This window comes from Pseudomonas sp. R32 (assembly GCF_009866705.1).
GTDB lineage: Bacteria > Pseudomonadota > Gammaproteobacteria > Pseudomonadales > Pseudomonadaceae > Aquipseudomonas > Aquipseudomonas donghuensis.
In genome coordinates, this window is the sequence record NZ_CP019396.1 from 2853125 (window position 1) to 2871353 (window position 18229).

Annotated in this window: 14 protein-coding genes and 1 pseudogene; 7 read left to right on the plus strand and 8 right to left on the minus strand. The window is 62.1% G+C overall.

The window, feature by feature from the left end; all coding sequences use genetic code 11:
- Positions 1-81: 81 nt before the first annotated feature.
- The 3 genes from PspR32_RS13465 to PspR32_RS13475 form a co-directional block, all read right to left on the minus strand.
- A complete protein-coding gene (locus tag PspR32_RS13465) occupies positions 82-1548 on the minus strand; it encodes a glycosyl hydrolase family 18 protein (protein ID WP_010220083.1) in 1467 nt (488 codons plus the stop codon).
- Positions 1549-1834: 286 nt separating this feature from the next.
- Entirely contained in the window at positions 1835-2695 is an 861-nt protein-coding gene (locus PspR32_RS13470; RefSeq protein WP_036997209.1) for a CAP domain-containing protein, read from the minus strand.
- 187 nt (positions 2696-2882) lie between these two features.
- On the minus strand, positions 2883-3494 hold the full coding sequence (locus tag PspR32_RS13475; RefSeq protein WP_159388672.1) for a dTMP kinase: 612 nt from the start codon (positions 3492-3494) through the stop codon (positions 2883-2885).
- 238 nt (positions 3495-3732) lie between these two features.
- Between PspR32_RS13475 and PspR32_RS13480 the strand changes: the two genes are divergently transcribed.
- On the plus strand, positions 3733-4764 hold the full coding sequence (locus PspR32_RS13480) for a hypothetical protein (protein WP_159388673.1): 1032 nt from the start codon (positions 3733-3735) through the stop codon (positions 4762-4764).
- On the opposite strand, the gene PspR32_RS13485 is transcribed toward PspR32_RS13480, so the two are convergent.
- The 3 genes from PspR32_RS13485 to eprS form a co-directional block, all read right to left on the minus strand.
- Entirely contained in the window at positions 4691-5857 is a 1167-nt protein-coding gene (locus PspR32_RS13485) for a M50 family metallopeptidase (protein ID WP_159388674.1), read from the minus strand. The two genes, PspR32_RS13480 and PspR32_RS13485, sit on opposite strands and share 74 nt — an antisense overlap.
- A 193-nt stretch (positions 5858-6050) precedes the next feature.
- A complete protein-coding gene (locus PspR32_RS13490) occupies positions 6051-9050 on the minus strand; it encodes an autotransporter domain-containing protein (protein WP_174242329.1) in 3000 nt (999 codons plus the stop codon).
- 191 nt (positions 9051-9241) lie between these two features.
- Positions 9242-12241, minus strand: a complete 3000-nt coding sequence (gene eprS / locus PspR32_RS13495; RefSeq protein WP_159388676.1) for an autotransporter serine peptidase EprS — start codon at positions 12239-12241, stop codon at positions 9242-9244.
- A gap of 375 nt (positions 12242-12616) precedes the next feature.
- On the opposite strand from eprS, the gene PspR32_RS13500 reads away from it, so the two are divergent.
- Entirely contained in the window at positions 12617-13078 is a 462-nt protein-coding gene (locus tag PspR32_RS13500; protein WP_159388677.1) for a GNAT family N-acetyltransferase, read from the plus strand.
- 68 nt (positions 13079-13146) lie between these two features.
- On the plus strand, positions 13147-13872 hold the full coding sequence (locus PspR32_RS13505; protein WP_159388678.1) for a hypothetical protein: 726 nt from the start codon (positions 13147-13149) through the stop codon (positions 13870-13872).
- A 21-nt stretch (positions 13873-13893) separates the two neighbouring features.
- On the opposite strand, the gene PspR32_RS13510 is transcribed toward PspR32_RS13505, so the two are convergent.
- On the minus strand, positions 13894-14970 hold the full coding sequence (locus PspR32_RS13510) for an SDR family oxidoreductase (RefSeq protein WP_159388679.1): 1077 nt from the start codon (positions 14968-14970) through the stop codon (positions 13894-13896).
- 73 nt (positions 14971-15043) lie between these two features.
- Between PspR32_RS13510 and PspR32_RS13515 the strand changes: the two genes are divergently transcribed.
- The 4 genes and pseudogenes from PspR32_RS13515 (at position 15044) to PspR32_RS13530 (ending at position 17010) form a co-directional block, all read left to right on the plus strand.
- Positions 15044-15433 carry a MerR family transcriptional regulator gene (locus tag PspR32_RS13515; protein WP_036997202.1) on the plus strand — a complete coding sequence of 130 codons (390 nt, stop codon included), beginning with the start codon at positions 15044-15046 and terminating at the stop codon, positions 15431-15433.
- A 57-nt stretch (positions 15434-15490) separates the two neighbouring features.
- Positions 15491-16054, plus strand: coding sequence for a histidine phosphatase family protein (locus tag PspR32_RS13520; RefSeq protein ID WP_036997200.1), 564 nt, complete (start codon positions 15491-15493; stop codon positions 16052-16054).
- Positions 16055-16067: 13 nt separating this feature from the next.
- Positions 16068-16364 (plus strand): annotated as a pseudogene (locus PspR32_RS13525) (aminotransferase class I/II-fold pyridoxal phosphate-dependent enzyme); the annotation flags it as partial.
- A gap of 76 nt (positions 16365-16440) precedes the next feature.
- Complete coding sequence (locus tag PspR32_RS13530) at positions 16441-17010, plus strand: GNAT family N-acetyltransferase (RefSeq protein WP_010220096.1); 570 nt, start codon at positions 16441-16443, stop codon at positions 17008-17010.
- A 54-nt stretch (positions 17011-17064) separates the two neighbouring features.
- Here PspR32_RS13530 and PspR32_RS13535 read toward each other — a convergent pair whose 3' ends face one another.
- Positions 17065-17991, minus strand: coding sequence for a universal stress protein (locus tag PspR32_RS13535; RefSeq protein WP_026001124.1), 927 nt, complete (start codon positions 17989-17991; stop codon positions 17065-17067).
- Positions 17992-18229 lie beyond the last annotated feature (238 nt).

The following is an 18229-nucleotide window of genomic DNA, read 5'->3' on the forward strand; positions in this document are numbered from 1 at the left end:
CGCGGCCATGACTGGCTAGCGTTGACCGCTTATCCGCAAGCAATGAAAGCCCGGCATTGAAGCCGGGCTTTGCATAGCGCTCTAAGCGCGCCGTTTGATTGCGACCTTCGACCAAAGGGTAAAGGCGACTGGTGGTGTCCAGCCTGAGTTTGATACGTGCTCTTGCAGGCACACGTAATGATTGCCTTCGTAAGTCACGCCATCCTCCTTGCGATACCGATGGTTCAACTGCCACTCGGGGAACTCTGGATCAGGGATGTCTCCAGCAGTTCGAACGCTCAGGCTCTTGCTCGGCAGCGACTCATTTCCCTGAGAGTCTGTTGCCGTGACAAAGTAGCTGTACTGAGTGTTCGGCGTTAGGCCTGAGTCCTTCAGCGTTAAAGCTGCCGCATGGCCTATCGCAGCCCCATTTCGGTATAGCGTGTATGTCTCGATCGGACGAGGGCCGCTTGAAGCCCCCCAACTCAAGGTCAGACTGATCTCGGTTACGTCCCTGGCGGACAGGTTCGCCGGCGCCGTTGGCCGGTCACCAGGCGCCGACCCGCCGTGAATCAATGGGGAGTAACGATCGTAGAACTCCCAGTTGTAGGGAACATTGTGCTTGGTAACGCCGTCGTCCCAGTTGATAGACCACGTCATCAGCCCTTTGATGGAATGGCCGGCAGCGTCGAGACGCTTGAATGCATTTACAACTGCAGCAGGATCGATCACATAGCCAGTGGCCGCAGCGTCATTATTGGCCGGTAAGCCAATGACAAATTTATCTGCGGGGATGGCGATGTAGTCCCGAATGCCAGTCACCAGGCTTTCGGTCAGGTAGTAGAGGAAATCCTCTTTCATCTCATCATTGTTCTGTGCAATCCAGGCACCTTGACCACCGTTGGCCTCCTGCACCCAGATCCCATCGCCACCTTGGTTGTAGTACTGAGGCGCGATGAAGTCGTAGTACCCCTCAAGGGCCTGAATGTAACCAACGTACTTGCCACCAACTCTGAGATAGGGAAACTCAGGTGCCATGCTGATGATGAAATGTTTCCCTTCGCCCTTGTAGTGATCCTTCACCAGTTTCAAGGCCGCCGGCAGCACCGTCTTGTTGTCAGCAAAATCAATGGCGCTTTGCTCCAGGTCGATATCCAACCCATCAAAACCGTAGACTTCAACCAAGCGAATGATCTCATTCGCCAGTGGCTGCTCATCCCCCTTGTGCAACTCAATATGAGCGTCGGCGCCGCCCAATGAGATCAACACCGCCCGTCCCTGGCTGTTCAGCACGCCTACCTGACGGCGAAACTCTTCATCGGAGAGGTTGTAAGGTCTGAAGGTAGGAATACCTTGGCCTTTCATGAACGCTACAGCAACAACGTTGTAGTCCTTGGGTACATCCACCAAATTCAGATTGGCAAACTGCCCACCTTGATAACCATCACTATGGCCGGCTGGCCAGTTATGCCAGAAACCCATGAGGATTTTTTTATTGGCAATACTAGGCATCAATGATGCTGAGTCATTTACGTTGGACTTCAGTAATGAAAAATCAATCGTAGACATTGTTCTATTCCTTCAGAACTGTATGAGGGCCGTACATGGCCCGCGCTGACTCAAAGTTCACATCAAACGCCTGATGGAGTGCAGTGCCGGTATCAGCAACACGCCAAAGCAAGGCATTGATCTGCTCCCTAGAGGAGAACTTTCAGGCTAGCGCAAGGTTTTGGATTGTCCACCATGAAAATACGATTACAAAAGCAGAAGAACACACGCTAATGAAACGCTCCCACCACCCGCCACTTCACCCTCCCCGCCGAAAATAAACGGACCCGCCGGGGCTCGCGCCCCCTCAAGGCGCGCCGAACAGCATCGTCCAATACACGCCCTCGTCGCTACGCGAGTTCGCGGCGTAGGCCGCGCCCACCTGGGTAAACATCGGGTTCATCAGATTGGCGCAATGCCCGGGGCTGGCCAGCCAACCTGCCATCGCCTTGCTCGGTGAGCCCTGCCCTGCGGCGATATTCTCGCCGATCTGACGGCCACGGTAGCCCGCATCCCACGCCCGATCTGCCGGCAAATCACCGTTGGGGGCACGATGCGCGAAGTAATTGCCGTTGGCCATCGCCCGGCTGTGTCTCTGCGCCGCCGTCCCCAAAGCGCTATTCCAGGTCAACGGACGTGCCGCGGCGAAGCGCTGGCGACCACACAGGCGCGGCTTCGCCCGTGCTGCGTTGACCTGTGCCAGCAACGCTGTGCTCGCAGATCGCCCATCGCCGAGCTGAGCATCGAGCAAGGGGCGCGCCAGCACCACCCGCCACTCGTTCCGGGCGCGACTGACGCCGATATCGGCAAATTGGCTATCGAGCAGGGCCGCGCAGTAGTCGCTCTGGAGCATGTCAAAGGCCTCCTCGGCATCTTGCGCGCCGACCAGGCGGATGGTTCGCACCGTCACTGCCTGATAGCCGGCAGCCTTCAACCTTTCCCGCAAACCGCCGCTATAGCCGATCGGCAACGCCAGGTTCGACTTCAACGCCAGCGGCGTCGAGACCCGAACCACGCGCCTCTCGCAGCGCTGGGGCTGGGCGCGGTAATCGTTGATGGCCTCCACCAATTGCCTTTCTCCGCTGGCATGGGCGGGGCTGGCGAGCAAGGGGAACAAAGGCATGAGGCAGAGCGAGACAAAGCGGGGGCAGCGGACGGCTTGGCGCATGGGGCGAACAGCTCTGGTGGGATGACGGCGGTAATGCCGAAAAAAGGGCTCGGCTAAGACTGCGATCCTCAACACAAGGTTCACGCGCAAAGGGTACAAATTTATTGTTGGAGCAATGCCTCCATTCCAGGCTGACGCCTTCTAGTCGGACCGGTACAAAAAGCGGCCATAGGCCCTGTCCGTTTCCCTAGCGAAGGACGCTATAAATCTCAGAAACCACCTGCATCGTTGCGTCTTCGACCGTTCCTTCATTACGGCACAAAACCCAGCCGTGATCTGCAACCGCTTGCTCGAACGCCTTGGTGCAAGCGACATGTTCTTCCAGCTTATGCATCACAGTGCTGCTCAGCCCACGGGTTCGTGCCGCTGCCCTCGCCCATGAAACCTCAGGGGGGGTGACGACCCCGACATGCAGGTCTGGCACTCGCACGTTGCGATCCATGTTCAACTGTAGAATCTCTGCAAACGGGACCATCCGGCGAAACGCGGCATCGGACGGGTACCAGCGATCGATCAGGATGATGCTGTCCGCTGGCTGTTTGGTCAGCACGTGCTGGGAAATCCAGGTACGGCTATCAGCAAAGCGCTCACACACCCCCAACTCCAGATCCCGGCTGGGATTTCTGACGAGCGTGTTAACCAGGGCCATTGTTTCACCCCGATAAGGGTCGCTTTTTTTCTCGCAGAGTCGGATCACCTTTTTGTTGTCTGCCCGCAGTACTTTCGTCACGGCCTCCAACAGTGTGGTTTTGCCGGTGCCCTTGGGCCCATCGAGAGAAACAAACAGCGGACGATTCATTCTTCAAACAACGCTTGATATACAGTTTTTTGCCCAGTTCGCTCGCTGCACGCGCTTGGCGCGACTACGCGAATCGAATGGAGGGCCGTGATGAACAGACAGTGATGAACACTCTACTGGTTTCTGGCTGACAGGTCTCAAAATCTCGGGCTACAGCCGCTTATGAGCATCGCCTCGCCCAAATGAGGCGACAGCAATTATGATGCTTACCCGTCAGACAACTGGAAGTCCGATCCTCATGCTCAAGCCCTTGGCCGTACTGACCCTCGCTTGTGCTTCTGGCTACGCCAATGCCGCGCCCACCGACCTCACCGGCGTCTGGAAAGGCACCCTCGGCAAGGCCCCGATCACCGCCTGTTTTAACGCCGCCCCCGACAGCAACGGCAGCTACTACTACCAACGCTTCCTCACGCCGATCCAGCTAACCCGGGAAAAGTCCGGCGAACCCTGGGCCGAAGACGGCAAGACCGGGTTCTGGCAACTGGACGCCCTCCAGGGCGATACGCTGACCGGAACCTGGACCAAGGCGGCAGGCGGCACGCCGTTGCCCTTGGCGCTGACGCGGTCGAGTGCCGAAGGTTGTGGTGGCGACGCCTATAACGCGCCAATGGAAGCGGCACCGTTGCCCGTCAAGGTAGAGAAAAATACCTTCGGCGAACACGCTTATCAGGTCAGGACCCAAGGCGCCCAGGTCACCTTGAAGCTGGAGGGAGATGGCCCAGCCATCCACAAGATCAATCGACACCTGGCACGCCTAGCCGTCAGCCCCGAGGGCCAGCAAGCGTTCTTCAGCGAGCGACGCGAATACCTGGGCCGCGGCGGCTCCGCCGAAACCAGCGAGATCAGCGTTACCCCCACGTACTGGTCGTCTCAGTGGATCACCGTCAAGTTCTACCGCTGGACCGCAGGCTATGGTCGCGGCGGCATCAGTTGGGGCCTGCACACCTGGAACCTGCAGACCGGTGAAAGCGTCGATCCCTGGACCTGGATCGGTACGCGCTTTGAGTGGTACAGCCCGTTCTCCGGGCATGTCAACCTGCCGAAAAAATTCGCCACCTGGCTCCAGACCCAGGCCACAGCGGACAGCGACTGCCCCGGCGTGGCGAGCTACGCCTCCTACGACCTGAGCTTCGACACCCAGGGCATGCGCCTGGCCAACCAGGCCACCGGCGATGGCTGTGACGTAGATGTGACCTTCAGTTGGAAGCAGGTGGAGCCGCTGCTCTCGGCACAGGGTCGGGCAGCGCTGCCAAGCTTGCAGGTGCCGTGAGCAACGCCTGGATGTAACCGGCCAGCCGTTCTTCACGCGGGCCCTGGGACCGATCCTGACTGTTACCGGCCAGGCGCACGGCCTGCTCAACAGGGTGCGCCAGGTGGCTGGCATCGCCGGCAAGAGCAGCGCGCAGTGCCAGGCAGCGCGGCCGGAAGCTTGGGGCGTACCAGTCGGTTTCTTCGTTGAACAAATGGTCATGCAGCTCGCGGGCATCGCGCTCAAGCATGGCTCGGGAGAAGGCCAGCTCCGCCCGCAGAATCGCCAGCAGCACCATGCACTGCTTGAGCACCAGGGATGGCGACGCCAACATGGCCTCCAGCTCCTTCCCAAGCGCTACGGCGCCCGCCCAATCCGCCTGATTCTGCCGGGCATACAAGCGATAGCCCAGCGCACTCAACGGCGCCGGCATCGGCTGGGTACTCAGGTGATCAAGATCGCCGCCGGGCAGGTCTTCGGCTTGCATACCCGCAGCCCCCAAGGCCATCAGGCGCACACCGGCCAGTGCCTGCCCCTGTTCATCAGGCTTGTAGAGCCAGGCCAGAAATACCGCCCCATCACTGACCCGGCCCGGCGCGACCGTGGGCAGCAGATTGGCAAGGCCGGTGGTCAGATTGCACACCCCGAGCGCCAGTACCAGCGCCGCAAACTCGCCGCCCAGCAGCGGATACAGCACCAGGCACAGGCCCGCGAACAACAGGTTGAGCAACGGCCCCATCAGCGTGAAAACCAGCATGGGCCGACGCAATGGCTGGTGCGGGGCATGCGCTGCCATGACATAGCCGGCCAGTGGCTGGCCTTTGCCAAGGCGCGACCAGCGAGCCTTCCAGCCACGCTGCAGCGGCTGAATCTCCAAGGCCAGCACCCGCGCCGCCAGCACCGTCATGCCAACCCATTTGGCGCCCAGATAGTGCCCGCCTTCGTGCACGCAGAGGCTGACCACGCCCAGGATGCAGGCCATGAACATGGCTGAAAACGGCTGCAAACCGACCTTGATGCTCTCGCCAAGGATGAGCGCCGACAGTAAAAAACCCGCAATGCCGATGGCCAGTTGCAGCAGTACCAACAGCCGATGTATTCCTCTGAGCAGCATTATCCAGTCCTTGATAAACGGGCCGCGCATTGAAGCACCGGTTCTGGACCGACATCAATGTTCATTCGCAGCCTGCAACGACGCGGCGTTGACGCACATTCAAGCACAACCTGAACGAGGTAGCTTGCACCCGCGAACCCGTTTCCAGGTTCGCGGGGCGGGTACAACACCTTGCATGTCTGTTGCCGGGGCTTCAGAACGCCCAGTCCAGGGTCAGGCCGACCCCGTGGCTCTTGTCGCGACTACCCAGCAGTCCGTTGTAGTCCAGGTTGACCCGGGCCTGGCGACCCAGCGCGATCCCCGCCCGTGCACCGACTACCGCCGCATCACGATCCAGGGACAGCGCCTGGACCGTGTAGGTATCGCCCTGGCCAGCGAAGGCCAGGTGCTGGTCGGCCCCGGTGGAACTCAGGTTGTGCTGCCAGCCCAGGGTGGCGGAAAGCTCCACCGCCTGGCCGCCGGACAATTGCAGTTGCTTGCCGGCGCGCATGCCCAGGGTCGAGAGCCAGGCATCCCGGTTATCCTGCCCACCCTTGAGCGCAGCAGCGCCGCCATGTTCCTTGAAACTGTCGCTGGCTATATGCACATAGGCCAGGTTGGCGAACGGCTCCAGCGCCATGCTCGGCAGTGCGACCTTCCAGGCGGCCTCGCCGAACACCTGAGTGCTCTGGGCATCGCGCTTGCTCTTCTGGCGATCGCTGACCTCGTTGTACTGCAGCTCGCGCTTGGTCTCGATCCGGTGCCAGCTGTGGCTGCCGCCCAGGCTCAGGCGCATCTGCTCCAGTTCCTTGCCTGCATAGGCACCCAGATGGTAGCTATCGACGCTGGCCGAGGAATGACGACCATCGCCCATGCTCAGCGAACTGTCGCTGTAGCCGGTGAAGACCCCGACGCGGGTGTCCTCGCTCATCTGCCCGTCGATCCCCAGCAACATGCCGCCAATGGAACTGCTATAGCGTGCCCGAGCGGAATCACCCTCGGCCTTGCCCCAGGCCCCCAGGGCCTTGACCCACAGGCCGTTGCCCTGGCCTTCCACGGCCGGCGCGGCGGCGATGCCCTGCTGGCGGGTACGCTCGCCCACGGCGTCGCGCAACTGGCGGCTGTCGTTGAGCAGCAGGTTGCCCACCGCCGGGTGGATTTCCCCGGACAGTTGATCGAAAGCCTGCTGGGCGCTGCCGGCATTGGCCGACAACAGCAGGCTCTCGTAGACCGGGTTGCCCGCGCCGAGCTGATCGGCGGCCGCGGCCACCGAACGCTGGTTGGCGGTCAAGCCGACACTGGCGAAAGAAGTGGCGTTACGCTGCACTGCCAGCTGCACCCCGCTGCCGGTATAGGCCAGGCCACCACCGAGGAACAGTGAGTTGGACTGCACACTGGCGAAACCGCCCTGCACGCCGCCCGCGGCATCCAGGATGTCGAACTGACGCCCCACCAAGCTGGTTGTCCGCTGGGACTGCAGCGAAACCCCGGGGTTCTGCAGATCCAGGGCCAGGTTCGCACCGTCCAGGAAAGCCTTGCCATCGCTGACCAGGCGGTCGCTGCCAGCGGCATCCACCTCCACGGCATAGGTCGAGCCCGGCTGGAAGGTCACGTCGGCACTCACGTGCAAGGTGCCGATGGAGTTGCCTGGCGCCACCACGCCGCCGGCGTTGGCCACCAGCGCGCCGATCCGGCCATTGCCGCCCAGCACGCCGCCGGCATTGACCGTCACCGCCGATTGCAGCGAACCATTGACCGCCAGCCGTCCCTGGTTGACCAGGGTCGGGCCGGAGTAAGTGCTGTTACCGGTAAGCACCAGGGTACCGATGCCCTGCTTGGTCAGGCCGCCATGGCCAGCGATATCGTTGCTCCACAGGTCCAGCCCGCAGCCCAGGTCGTTGCAGCGCCGCTGGGTCGGCTTGCCGGCATCCACCAGGGCGCCGATACCCGGCAGATCGACCACGAACTGGCTCGGGCCGTAGCCACCGGCGATGCGGAACGCCTCGGGAATGTCCTGTTCGGTGACCAACATGCCCGGGCCCCGCAGACCCTTGTCCAGGTCGATCTTGCCCCAGCCGTACAAGGCATCGATGCCGGGTGCGCCCATGTCGGTGGCGGTGGTGCGCAGCACGCTGGCGATCTGTGCGCCGCTCATGTAGGGGAAGCGCTCCATCAGCACCGCCGCCGCACCGGCGGCATGGGGCGCGGCCATGGACGTACCGTTCTTGTTGGCATAGCCCTGGGTCAGGTCTTCCAGGCTGGTGCCGCCAATCACCGCGCTGTAGATCCGGGTGCCGGGGGCCGATACGCAGAAGCTTGCGGTATAGCCGCAACGGGAAGAGAACGTGCTGATCAGGTACGGGTTGGCGCTGCTGGTGTCGGGGTTCTGCTGCAACGCCGCCACGGTCAGCCAGTTGGGGGCGATCTCCGGGACGAAATAGGCCAGCCCGGCAATCGCATCGGGGTTATTCAGGTTGTAGTCGTTGCCGGCGGCGAAGATCGTCATGACCCCGCTGCGGGCGGCGGCGATGGCCCCGTCATAGGCGCCACCGGGCAAGGTGCCCAGCAGCGGCTGGATCTGCGCGAACTGCGCCCGGGCATCGTCCACGGTGAAATGCGGGAACTCCGGATTGCGCCCACCCTTGGCGAAGCGATCGGTGATGCCGATGCCCCAGCTGTTGTTGATGATCCGCGCGCCGCTGGCCACCAGGCTGTCCCAGCCGGCCTTGTACACCGCGCCATCGTTGCCCAGGACGATGCCATCCTCGGGGCCGGGGTCGCCGTTGTCGGCGCTGATGATCTGCGCATCGAAGGCCACGCCGTGCATCGACACGCCGTCACGGTTGCCGGCGGCGATCCCGCCGACGTGGGTGCCATGGGAACCGAGCTTGCCATCCGAGCCCACCGACGGGCTGCCATCATAGCGAAAAACATCGCCGACCTTCACCGGGATGTAGGGGTCGGTGTACTGGCGGATACCGGTGGTGACCAGGGTCACCATCTTGTCCTTGCCGGCAAACTCGGGGTGCTGGGCGTATACCGGCTGGTCGAAGATCCCCAGCTTCACCCCCTTGCCGCTGTAGCCGGCGGCATAGGCGCTGTCGGCGTGGATCGCCCCAAGCCCCCAATCGGCCTTGAATTCGCTGCTGCGCCAGCTGCTGGCGTCGCCGAGGCGCCCACTCTCCACGTAGGGTGCGGCCTGGGCCGTGCCCATCAGCGCCGCCCAGCCCACCAATGCGCGACCCAGTGGGGCCAGGGGCCAGCCCTGCCCGAGCGCGCTGTCATCCTTTCTGACTTGCTTCACTACGACCTTCCTTAGTTGCATTGATGAAAAACCGCGTTGGTCAAACTCCGTATTGCAACGCCTGGCCGGCGAGCCCTTGGCACCACCAGCGCCACGGCGCTTCAGAAACGCCATTGCAGGTTGAGTCCCGCGCCATGCTGTTGCTCACGACTGGCCAGGCGCCCCTGGTAGTCCAGGCTCAGGTCCAGGTCGCGGGTCAGCCCCACCCGTGCCTGGAGCCCCACCAGCGCGGCATCGCGCAAGGCCGGCGCAGTCTCCACCCGGAACGGCAGGTCGTTACCGGCAAAGGCCAGGTGCTCGCGATCCTGGGTCCCGCTCAGGCGGTGCTGCCAGCCCAGGCTTGCCGCCAGCTGCAGGTCTTGCTGCGGGCCCAGTTGCCATTGCTGGCGCCCACGCAGGCCCAGGGTGCTGAGCCAGGCATCACGCTGCTCGTCGCGAGCCTGCAGCGCCGCGGCGTCGCCCTTCTCATGGAAGGCATCGCGGTCCAGGTGCTGGTAGGTCAGGTTGGCGAAGGGCTCCAACTGTACCGCCGGCAAAGCCAGGCGATAGGCCGCCTCGGCGAACAGCTGCTGGCTGCGGGCATCGACCCGTGCGCGCTGGCGGCCGGACACCTCGCCATAGGCCAAGTCGCGCCGGACCTCGGCACGGTGCCAGCTGTAGCTGCCGCCCAGGCTCAAGCGCAGCTGGTCCAGGTCGTGGCGGGCATAGGCGCCCAGGTGGTAGCTGTCGACCGTGGCCCGGGAGTGGCTGCCACCCATGCCCAGGGAGCTGTCGCTGTAGCCTGCGGCCAGGCCGGCGCGGGTCTGCTCGTCAAGGTCATGGTCCAGGCCCAGCAGCATCCCGCCCAGGGAACTGGTATAGGACTCGCTGCCCTGCACGCCCTCGATGCGTCCCCAGCTGCCCAGGCCCTTGAGCCAGAGCTGGGTCGAGCCTGGCTCGCTCGCAGTCGTTCCAGGCGCGTTGGCATTCAGTGCAGGACCTTGCACACGCTCGCCCAGGGCATCGCGCAAGACCGAGCCCTGGCTGAGCAGCATCGAGTCCAGCGCCGGGTAGATCTCCCCGGACAGCTGCCGCAGGCCGTCCCGGGCCTGGTCCACCGAGGTCGAGAGCAGCAGGCTTTCATACACGGGATTGCCCGGTCCCAGCCGCTCCACGGCGCCGCCGCTGGAGCGCTGGTTGGCGGTGGCACCGACACTGGCGAACGTCGTGCCGCTGCGCGTCACGTCCAGCTGCACGCCGCTGGCCGAATAATCGAGTACGGTCCCCAGAAACAGGTAACCGGGCTGGACCTGGGCGAAGCGCCCGTTGACGCCACCCGCTGCCTGCAGGATGTCGAACTGGCGCCCCACCAGGCTGGATACCGGGCCACCGGCCAACAGGTTCGGCTGAGCCTGGGGCACCAGGCTGAGATTGGCGCCACCGACACTGGCCTGGCCGCCCACGACGAGCCGGTCGCTGGCCGTGGGCGACAGCTCCACCCGATAGGTCGAGCCCGGCTGCAAGTCCAGGTTGCCGACGACATTCAAGGTACCGATGGAGTTACCCGGGGCCACCACGCCCCCGACGCTGGCGGTCAGGGCACCGATCCGGCCGTTGCCGCCCAGGGTACCGCCTGCGTTGACCGTCACCGCCGATTGCAGGTTGCCGTTGACCGCCAGCAACCCGTCATCGACCCGGGTCGGGCCGCGGTAGCTGCTGTCACCCGTGAGCACCAGCCAGCCGGCCCCGGACTTGACCAGGCTGCCCTGGTAGACCCGCTGCGCGGCAGCCGCGTCCCGGGCCATGCCCAGGGCATAGTCGCTGCGATCCTGCTGGCTGGCTCCCGGTGCCAAGCCATTCTCCCAGCCGCGATCCTTGAGGGTCTGCTGCCAGGCTTGGCGTTCCGCGGCGTCCTCGGCCTGACGCTGCACCAGGGCCTGGTCGGAGATGCCGTTGCTCCAGATATCGCCCTGCCCGCGCCCCAGGTTGACGTCGAACTCACCCAGTAGCTGCCCGGGGCCGTGCAACGCCCGGCTCAGGTCCGGGACGCCCCAGCCCACCCGGTCGCTGGGCCCTTGGGTCGGCGAGCCATCGAGCTGGCGCGAGGTGGTCAACAGCACTTGCAGGGCCTGCTGGTTGTTCAGGTAGGGATAACGCTCCATGACCAGGGCCAAGGCCCCGGTGGCATGGGGCGCGGCCATCGAGGTGCCGTTGTAGGTGGCGTAGCCGCCACCGGGCACGGTACTGGTGATCGCCGCACCCGGGGTCGCCAGGCACCAGTACTTGGCGATGCCGCACTGGTTGTATTTCTGCTGGTTGTTCTTGTCCAGGCCCGACACCGCCAGCCAGTGGCCTTCCAGCTCCGGCTGGAAGTACGGCAGCGCCGAGCGCACGCTGGCATTGGCATACCCGCTGTTGCCGGCGCTGAACACGTTGATCACACCACGTCGCGCCACGTCGCCGGCGGCGTCGAGCCAGGTGTCCTGCTGGAAATGCTGGGCGTAGGCCGCGCGCAAGTCGCCCAGGGTCTGGTAGCTGACCCCCTTGGGCTGGCTGCCCCAACTGTTGTTGATGGCCCGTACCCCGGCATCCATCAGGGCACCGTAGACCGCCTTGAAATACCGCGGATCGGGGCCGGTGCCGAACTGGAAACTGTCGTTGTGGTTGGTGTTGCCCACGTAAACCTGGGCATTGAAGGCCACGCCCTGCATGCCAACGCCATCACGGGCCGCGCCCATGGTGCCGGTGACATGGGTGCCATGGCTGTCGTTGGCGCCATTGAGCACCCCGGACACACTGAACGGGGTGCCGTCCAGGTACTGGCCGGTGGCGGTAACCGAGTGAAAACGTCCGGGGCTGGCCTCGGGATGGGCGGCATCGAACCCGGAGTCCAGGGCGCCGATGCTGACCCCGGCGCCGGTGATCCCGGCGGCATAGGCCTGGCTCGCCTGCATGCGCTCCAGGCCCCAGTCCTGCTGGTATTCGGCCGACCGCCAGCTGGCGGGGTCGCCCGGGCGGCCGGTCTCCTGATAGGCCGCCGCAGCCGACAGCGGCAGTCCGGTGGCGAACGCCAGGCACAGGGTGCCCGTCAGCGTCTTGAGCTGATCACATCTCACATCCATGTCGATGACTTCTCTTGTTTTTGTTGTCGGGTCGCCCGTCCTGGGTCAACCGGTGTGTCGCTGCATTGCTCGGCCGCAAGCCTGCGGCTGCAAATATTGCTCCCACGTCAAATATTTGTGCAACACCTACCGTGCACGAGCGTTCAACCTAGAGCTGAAACAGCATACAAACGCTCGCGGTGGCGATTCGAACAGGAAGCGCAGCGCAAAGAGTACATTTGTACTCCATGCGAACAACTGGATAGCGCTCTCCCCCTTCACTCACCCCGGCTGACCTTAACGGATCAACAGAGTGCTAACGAATTCGGATGTAAGAAGGTATGGACTGGCATTTTTTACACTCACGCCGCACTATCCGTTTTTTTGGAGTTTCATATGCATATCATCGAATGCAGCCTCAAGGACGTGGAACAGGCCGCCGTTCTGTTCAACCAATACCGGGTCTTTTATGAGCTGCCGGACGATCTGGAGAAATCCCGCGATTTCCTCGAATCAAACCTGCACAACAACCTCTCGCGAATATTCCTCGTCCTCGACAACGAGCAAAACCCCGTAGCCTTCGCTCAGATTTACCCAGCCATGTGCTCCCTGGCAATGAAGCGCTTCTACTGGCTCTACGACCTCTTCGTCGCCCCGCACGCGAGAAAAGCCGGCTACGCCCGCCATCTCATGTACCACCTGACCACCCTCCTCGGCGCCGAAGGCGCGGACCGCATCAGCCTGGACACCGCTACCTCGAACAAGGCCGCGCAAGCCCTGTACGAGTCACTGGGCTATCAACGGGAAGGCGAATTCGTGACTTACCACCAATACCTCGCAAACACCGCCCCCCATTGACGCTGTCGAGCCGTGACAGGTTCGGCCCGCCATCCCCAACGCCAGCAAACACCGAGGCACCGCAGTCGATGGACCCGACGCACATCCAGGCCCTTCAACAACTACGCAGCGTGCTCCCCATCAGCCTGCGCCACGCCCAGGCCTTGCTGGAACACTGCGCAGGCAACCCCCAGCAGGCCGCCGAGCGCTACAAGACCGAGCTGCTGCAGGTGCTGGTGGACAAGTCCGGTCTGCCCGCCGATCAAGCCCAGGCGCATCTGCACAACGCAGGCTATGACCTGAACCGCGCCTTGAGCGCGGTAGAGCAAGCGCGCTTCACCCTGACCCAGCGCATCCTGCGCACACATCACCAGGACAAGGCCCGGGCCCTGGACCTGATCGCCCAGGCGATAGAAACCGCCGAGCAACTGCCGCGCCAGTACTGGCTGGCCTTCGAGCGGCTGGAACAACTGGCCCCGGCACCGCGTTGCTTCATGGTGCTCCACGAATGGCTGGCCTTTGAGGACTGGGAAGGCTTTGACAGTGCCCTGCACTTTCATCTGCCGCAGGCCATCGCCCAACTCAGGCACCTGCAACTGGATGCCCTGGCGGACACCCTGGAACAGGCCGATCAGCGCCAGCAACGGCTACGGGCAGCCCATACCGAGCGCGAAAGCCCAATTGAGCTGGCCGTGCGGGTCAATCAGGATCCGTTGTTCAACGCCTGCCAGGACAGCTTCAGCCAGCAGCGGCCGCAGCTCGACGAGCGCCTGTACGAATGGGTGGAGCAATACATAGAGCAGTTTCCAGCCTGAGCGGCGAGTTCGCTTCAGGTGTCACTGGATATCCTTGCCCAGACAATGCGCATTGACGAACGTCGCGGTGTGTCGCAGCGCTTCGCGGATATCCGGTTTGGCAATGCCATGCCTGCCAGCAAATTGCTCGACCGCCGCGGTATCAAAACGGGTGGTCTGGATGAAGTCCAAGGCCTCGACGTTTGTATTCAACAACCGCGCAATGGGACGAACGCTGAGTAGCAACTTCATCAGTCGCAGCGGCATGTGATGCTTCGGCGCTTTCACGCCAAGCGGGTGTGCCGCCTGGGCCAGGAGTTCTCGCAAATTGGGCGTCTGGTCATCAAGCGCCAGCAGTTCCTGCCCCACCATGGCGGGATCAAAAGCACAGGCCGCCACCAGTTCGACCAGGTAATCCACGCTGACCAACGGCAGCCAGTGCTCGGGGGTCCCCGGCACTGCCGCCAGCTTTCCTTGCACCAGGTTGCGTATCAGCTCCATCAGGGGCTGCCCCTCGAGGATGTGTCCGGTGCGGCTGTGGCCGCAGACTGTCGCAGGGTGGACAACGGTAATCTCCCCGCCCTGGGCCGCCATAACCTGCAGGGTCGCAAAATACGCCTCCAGCTTGCTTGCCTCGTAACCACCGACCTTGCGGTAAACGGCGGGCCAGTTGGTCAGCTCTGGACGACGGGGATCAATACCGATGTTGCGCAGATGCTGGTGATTCTTCAGCATGTAGCCGCCGATCAACACCAACCGGCTGTTTTGTTCAGCGGCCAACAGCGCCACCTGCCTCGACCCCTCGACGTTCACTGCCCGTGACTGTTGCAGCGAAAGCCCCCAGGCGAATTGGGCCCCCAGATGAAACACTATGCGGGCACGTCTTAGCACGGCTCGGTCGATATGACTCAGGCCAAGGTTATCCCGCTGCAGATCGCCAGATACGGCGAACACCTGGGCGGCATTTCCCCCCAGGCTGGCGACGTGCTCACGCAATGCGGCCAGTCGCTCCGGGCGCCTCATCAAGACCCGGACCGTATGCCCTTGTGCACTCAAGAGCGCCACCAGATGCTGACCGATGAAGCCGGTACCCCCTGTGACAAAGCACTCCACGCTCATTTTCCTGCTCCTTGGTAAGGTGAGAAATCAAGCGTAAACTATCGACCCAACTCTACAGTCAAGCGGTGTTTTCATGAGAATCGGCGAACTGGAGGCTCGTAGCGGGGCAAGTCGGCACACCCTTCGTTACTACGAACAAATCGGCTTGATCTCGCCCCAGCGGCGGACTAACAACTACCGCATCTACACCACGCAAACACTGCAGGACCTGGACTTTATCCAGCGCGCACAGGGCATGGGGTTTTCCCTCGGGGAAATTGGCGAGATTCTCGATGCGCAGCGCAACAAGCTGATCGACTGTGCGGCCGGCGCGAAGCTGATTGAAAAGAAGATGGCAGAGATCAAACAGAAAATCGTCAGCCTCCAGAGTATTTATCAGTATCTCGATGAGGAGCGCATCAACCTTGAACGCAGTGCCGCCGAGCAAATTGAGCTGCAGAAGCTGAACAGCTCTCCCAACTGAGAGAAAACCTGTAGGTAACGCCTTCTCACGCAAGAACAAATCAAGGATTGGAACACCGTGCATAGGGAAATCATCTTGATGCGTCATGGTCAGCCAGACCTGGCCACCTCCGGCAAGATTTCAGCGCTCGAGATGCAGCGCTGGATCGAGCAGTACGAATGCTCCGAAGTCAAAAACCAGCCCGCACCACAGGTTAGCGTTGAGCTGGCGGCTACCGCCAAAGTGATTGTCTCGAGCACCGCGCCCCGGGCACTGACCTCCGTGCGAGCGCTGGGCTTGCAGCCCATTCTGGTCGACGCGGTTTTCTGCGAGGCGCAACTGCCTCATGGCCGCTGGGCGCTGCCGCGTCTTTCCCCCTTCACCTGGGCATTCATTCTTCGTGTCTTATGGTTGTGCGGTTTCTCAGGCACGGTTGAGTCTGCCCGCAAGGCCAAACTGCGGGCCAACCAAGCAGCGCAACGACTTCAATCCCTTGCGGATGAAGGGCCCGTACTACTGCTTGGCCACGGAATCATGAATCAGCTGATCGCCAAGCAGTTGGAAGCTGCCGGCTGGGTTCGCCAACAGCGCAATGGCAATAGCTACTGGAGCGCCACGACCTATCGCATGAGGCAGGCGTAAGTTCGCTGGCATGCCGGGGATCCATTGCGCAACGCCGGATGCTGCCATCTATGCCTTTGCCAGCTGCGCGGCGCTGATCGGCAAGACCACCCCGGCTGGCCGTTATCTGGCCAGTGATGAAGACGTGGCGCTGGCCTTGCTGGAAGAGGCGCAGGTTGCCGTGGTGCATGGCAGCGCCTTCGGCCTTGGACCTTACTTACGCATTGCCTACGCCCTGGACGCCCCATCGCTGCTCGCAGCGTGCGCGGCGATGGGGCGGTTCTGCCGAGCGCTCATAAGGCAGTCGTCGATGCATCTTCACTTGACGTAAATCAAACACGCAGCTTGTGACAGGTGTAGACAAGGGAGGTGCTTTCCAACCTCTCGATCGCTTCGGAGTAACCCCCATGGCACCCCAGCCCTCTGCGCAAACACCCTCTACCCCCGCCTTTGCGCCTGTACAAGGCGAACACTGGATCGAGCCGCTAAAGGAGGGTGGACATGTCCTCATCAGGCCGTTGCGCGCCGAGGATCGCGAGCGAGAAAAAGCCTTCATCATGCGCCTTTCACCAGAGTCGCGGCACTTTCGCTTTTTGTCGCAAATCACAGAGCCGGGGCAAGCGATGCTGGATCAGTTGATGACCATCGACATGCGTCAGCATGTGGCGTACGTGGCGTTGGCACACGTCAATGGCGAACTCCTGGAGGTCGGTATCAGTCGCTATGCAGCCAGCCCTGAAGCGGATGAGTGTGAATGCGCGGTTACCGTTGATGATCAATGGAAGCATCGCGGCCTGGGGTCACTGCTACTTGGCCACCTCATCGACAAGGCGCGGGCGAACGGCTACACAAGCCTGTTCTCGATCGACTCGGCGGCTAATACGGCGATGCGCGATCTGGCTCGCGAGTTTGGTTTCTCGACCGTGCGTGACCCCAGCGATGCGTGCCAGGTTATCCATCGGCTTTCATTGCTGTGATGAGCGTTGCCAGGCAGCATCCGGGCCGCGGAACCACGCTGAGGTACGCCGTTGTCAGGCCACCGGAACATCCGGCGTGATCACCAGGACACTGCTGGGCATCTTGTAGAGTACCCTTTCAACCGTGCTACCAATGTACTTGGCCAAACCACGGTGGTGCACCCGCCCCATCACCACGATATCGGTGCCGTGATCCCGGCAAAAGGCACTCAAGACTTTTGTCGGGTCGCCCATGATCATGTGGCAACTCTCTGGATCGATACCATTGCGCGCGGCCAGCTGGCGAAAGGCATCGCTTTGGGCTTCATGCAGACGTTCGGCCACATTGGAGCCAAACACAAAGGCGCTACGCCCCAGGTTTTCTGCATCCGTTTGCATAGCGGTCAGGTCGTAGGCATACAGGATTTCCACTTGCGCCTGGCATTGCATGGCCAATTTCAACGCTTCATTGATGATACGGTCATTGAACCCTTGGAATTGATCCTCAGGGCGTGACAGATCAACCGCTGCCAGTATTTTGCGCGGTAGGGCGTGGCTGGCCTCGCTGACAAAGTGCAACGGTGTTCTGCTTTCGCGCAACAGCCGGATATCCAGCGTGCTGAACATCGCCCGCATCAGGCGCGATTCCTGCTCGATATCCTTTACCAGCATGGTAAAGGGCTGTTCTTTCAAGTGAGTCAGCATTTCCTCCAGGACATTCTCTACCCACACGACTTCAGTTGTGACCGTAAGCCCATTTCTACGCAGGGGAGCGGCTTGGGCTTCAAGCCATTGATGATGTTTCTCGACATAGGCCTGGCGCATCACCGCCAGCGCCTGTTCATTGACCAGGCCCGCAGTCGCAAGCCCTTCAAGGTAATCAAACGCCACTATATGCAGCGCACTACCTTTAGCCTTGGCCAAGGCTGCAGCACGGTCATAAGCGTCAGTGCGACGCATCAGGGACGGAGCAATCAGCAACAAGCGTTGAACGTCAGACATGACTCACCTCGGGCGAAGTAATGAGCAGGTACATACCATCCTGCATCCGTCCAACGCTGAACGATTGATTTGCATCAAGCTCGCGATGCAATGCAACGCGCAATGGCCCACTGCGTTGCTGAAGGCCATACCAGGCGATGTCGTCCGACGCACGGTAACCCGACTAGTGAAAATAGCCTTGGATCCTTGATCCGGGTCAATCGATTCGCTGGTTTTGCGCGCAGGCTAAACCAAGGTG

Bases quoted from the DNA above. Each gene is read 5' to 3' on its own strand.
- PspR32_RS13465 (WP_010220083.1), bottom strand. From the start codon at position 1,548: ATGTCTACGATTGATTTTTCATTACTGAAGTCCAACGTAAATGACTCA.
- PspR32_RS13485 (WP_159388674.1), bottom strand. From the start codon at position 5,857: ATGCTGCTCAGAGGAATACATCGGCTGTTGGTACTGCTGCAACTGGCC.
- PspR32_RS13535 (WP_026001124.1), bottom strand. From the start codon at position 17,991: ATGTCTGACGTTCAACGCTTGTTGCTGATTGCTCCGTCCCTGATGCGT.
- PspR32_RS13475 (WP_159388672.1), bottom strand. From the start codon at position 3,494: ATGAATCGTCCGCTGTTTGTTTCTCTCGATGGGCCCAAGGGCACCGGC.
- PspR32_RS13470 (WP_036997209.1), bottom strand. From the start codon at position 2,695: ATGCGCCAAGCCGTCCGCTGCCCCCGCTTTGTCTCGCTCTGCCTCATG.
- PspR32_RS13505 (WP_159388678.1), top strand. From the start codon at position 13,147: ATGGACCCGACGCACATCCAGGCCCTTCAACAACTACGCAGCGTGCTC.
- PspR32_RS13530 (WP_010220096.1), top strand. From the start codon at position 16,441: ATGGCACCCCAGCCCTCTGCGCAAACACCCTCTACCCCCGCCTTTGCG.
- PspR32_RS13490 (WP_174242329.1), bottom strand. From the start codon at position 9,050: ATGGGCACGGCCCAGGCCGCACCCTACGTGGAGAGTGGGCGCCTCGGC.
- PspR32_RS13510 (WP_159388679.1), bottom strand. From the start codon at position 14,970: ATGAGCGTGGAGTGCTTTGTCACAGGGGGTACCGGCTTCATCGGTCAG.
- PspR32_RS13500 (WP_159388677.1), top strand. From the start codon at position 12,617: ATGCATATCATCGAATGCAGCCTCAAGGACGTGGAACAGGCCGCCGTT.
- PspR32_RS13515 (WP_036997202.1), top strand. From the start codon at position 15,044: ATGAGAATCGGCGAACTGGAGGCTCGTAGCGGGGCAAGTCGGCACACC.
- eprS (WP_159388676.1), bottom strand. From the start codon at position 12,241: ATGGATGTGAGATGTGATCAGCTCAAGACGCTGACGGGCACCCTGTGC.
- PspR32_RS13480 (WP_159388673.1), top strand. From the start codon at position 3,733: ATGCTCAAGCCCTTGGCCGTACTGACCCTCGCTTGTGCTTCTGGCTAC.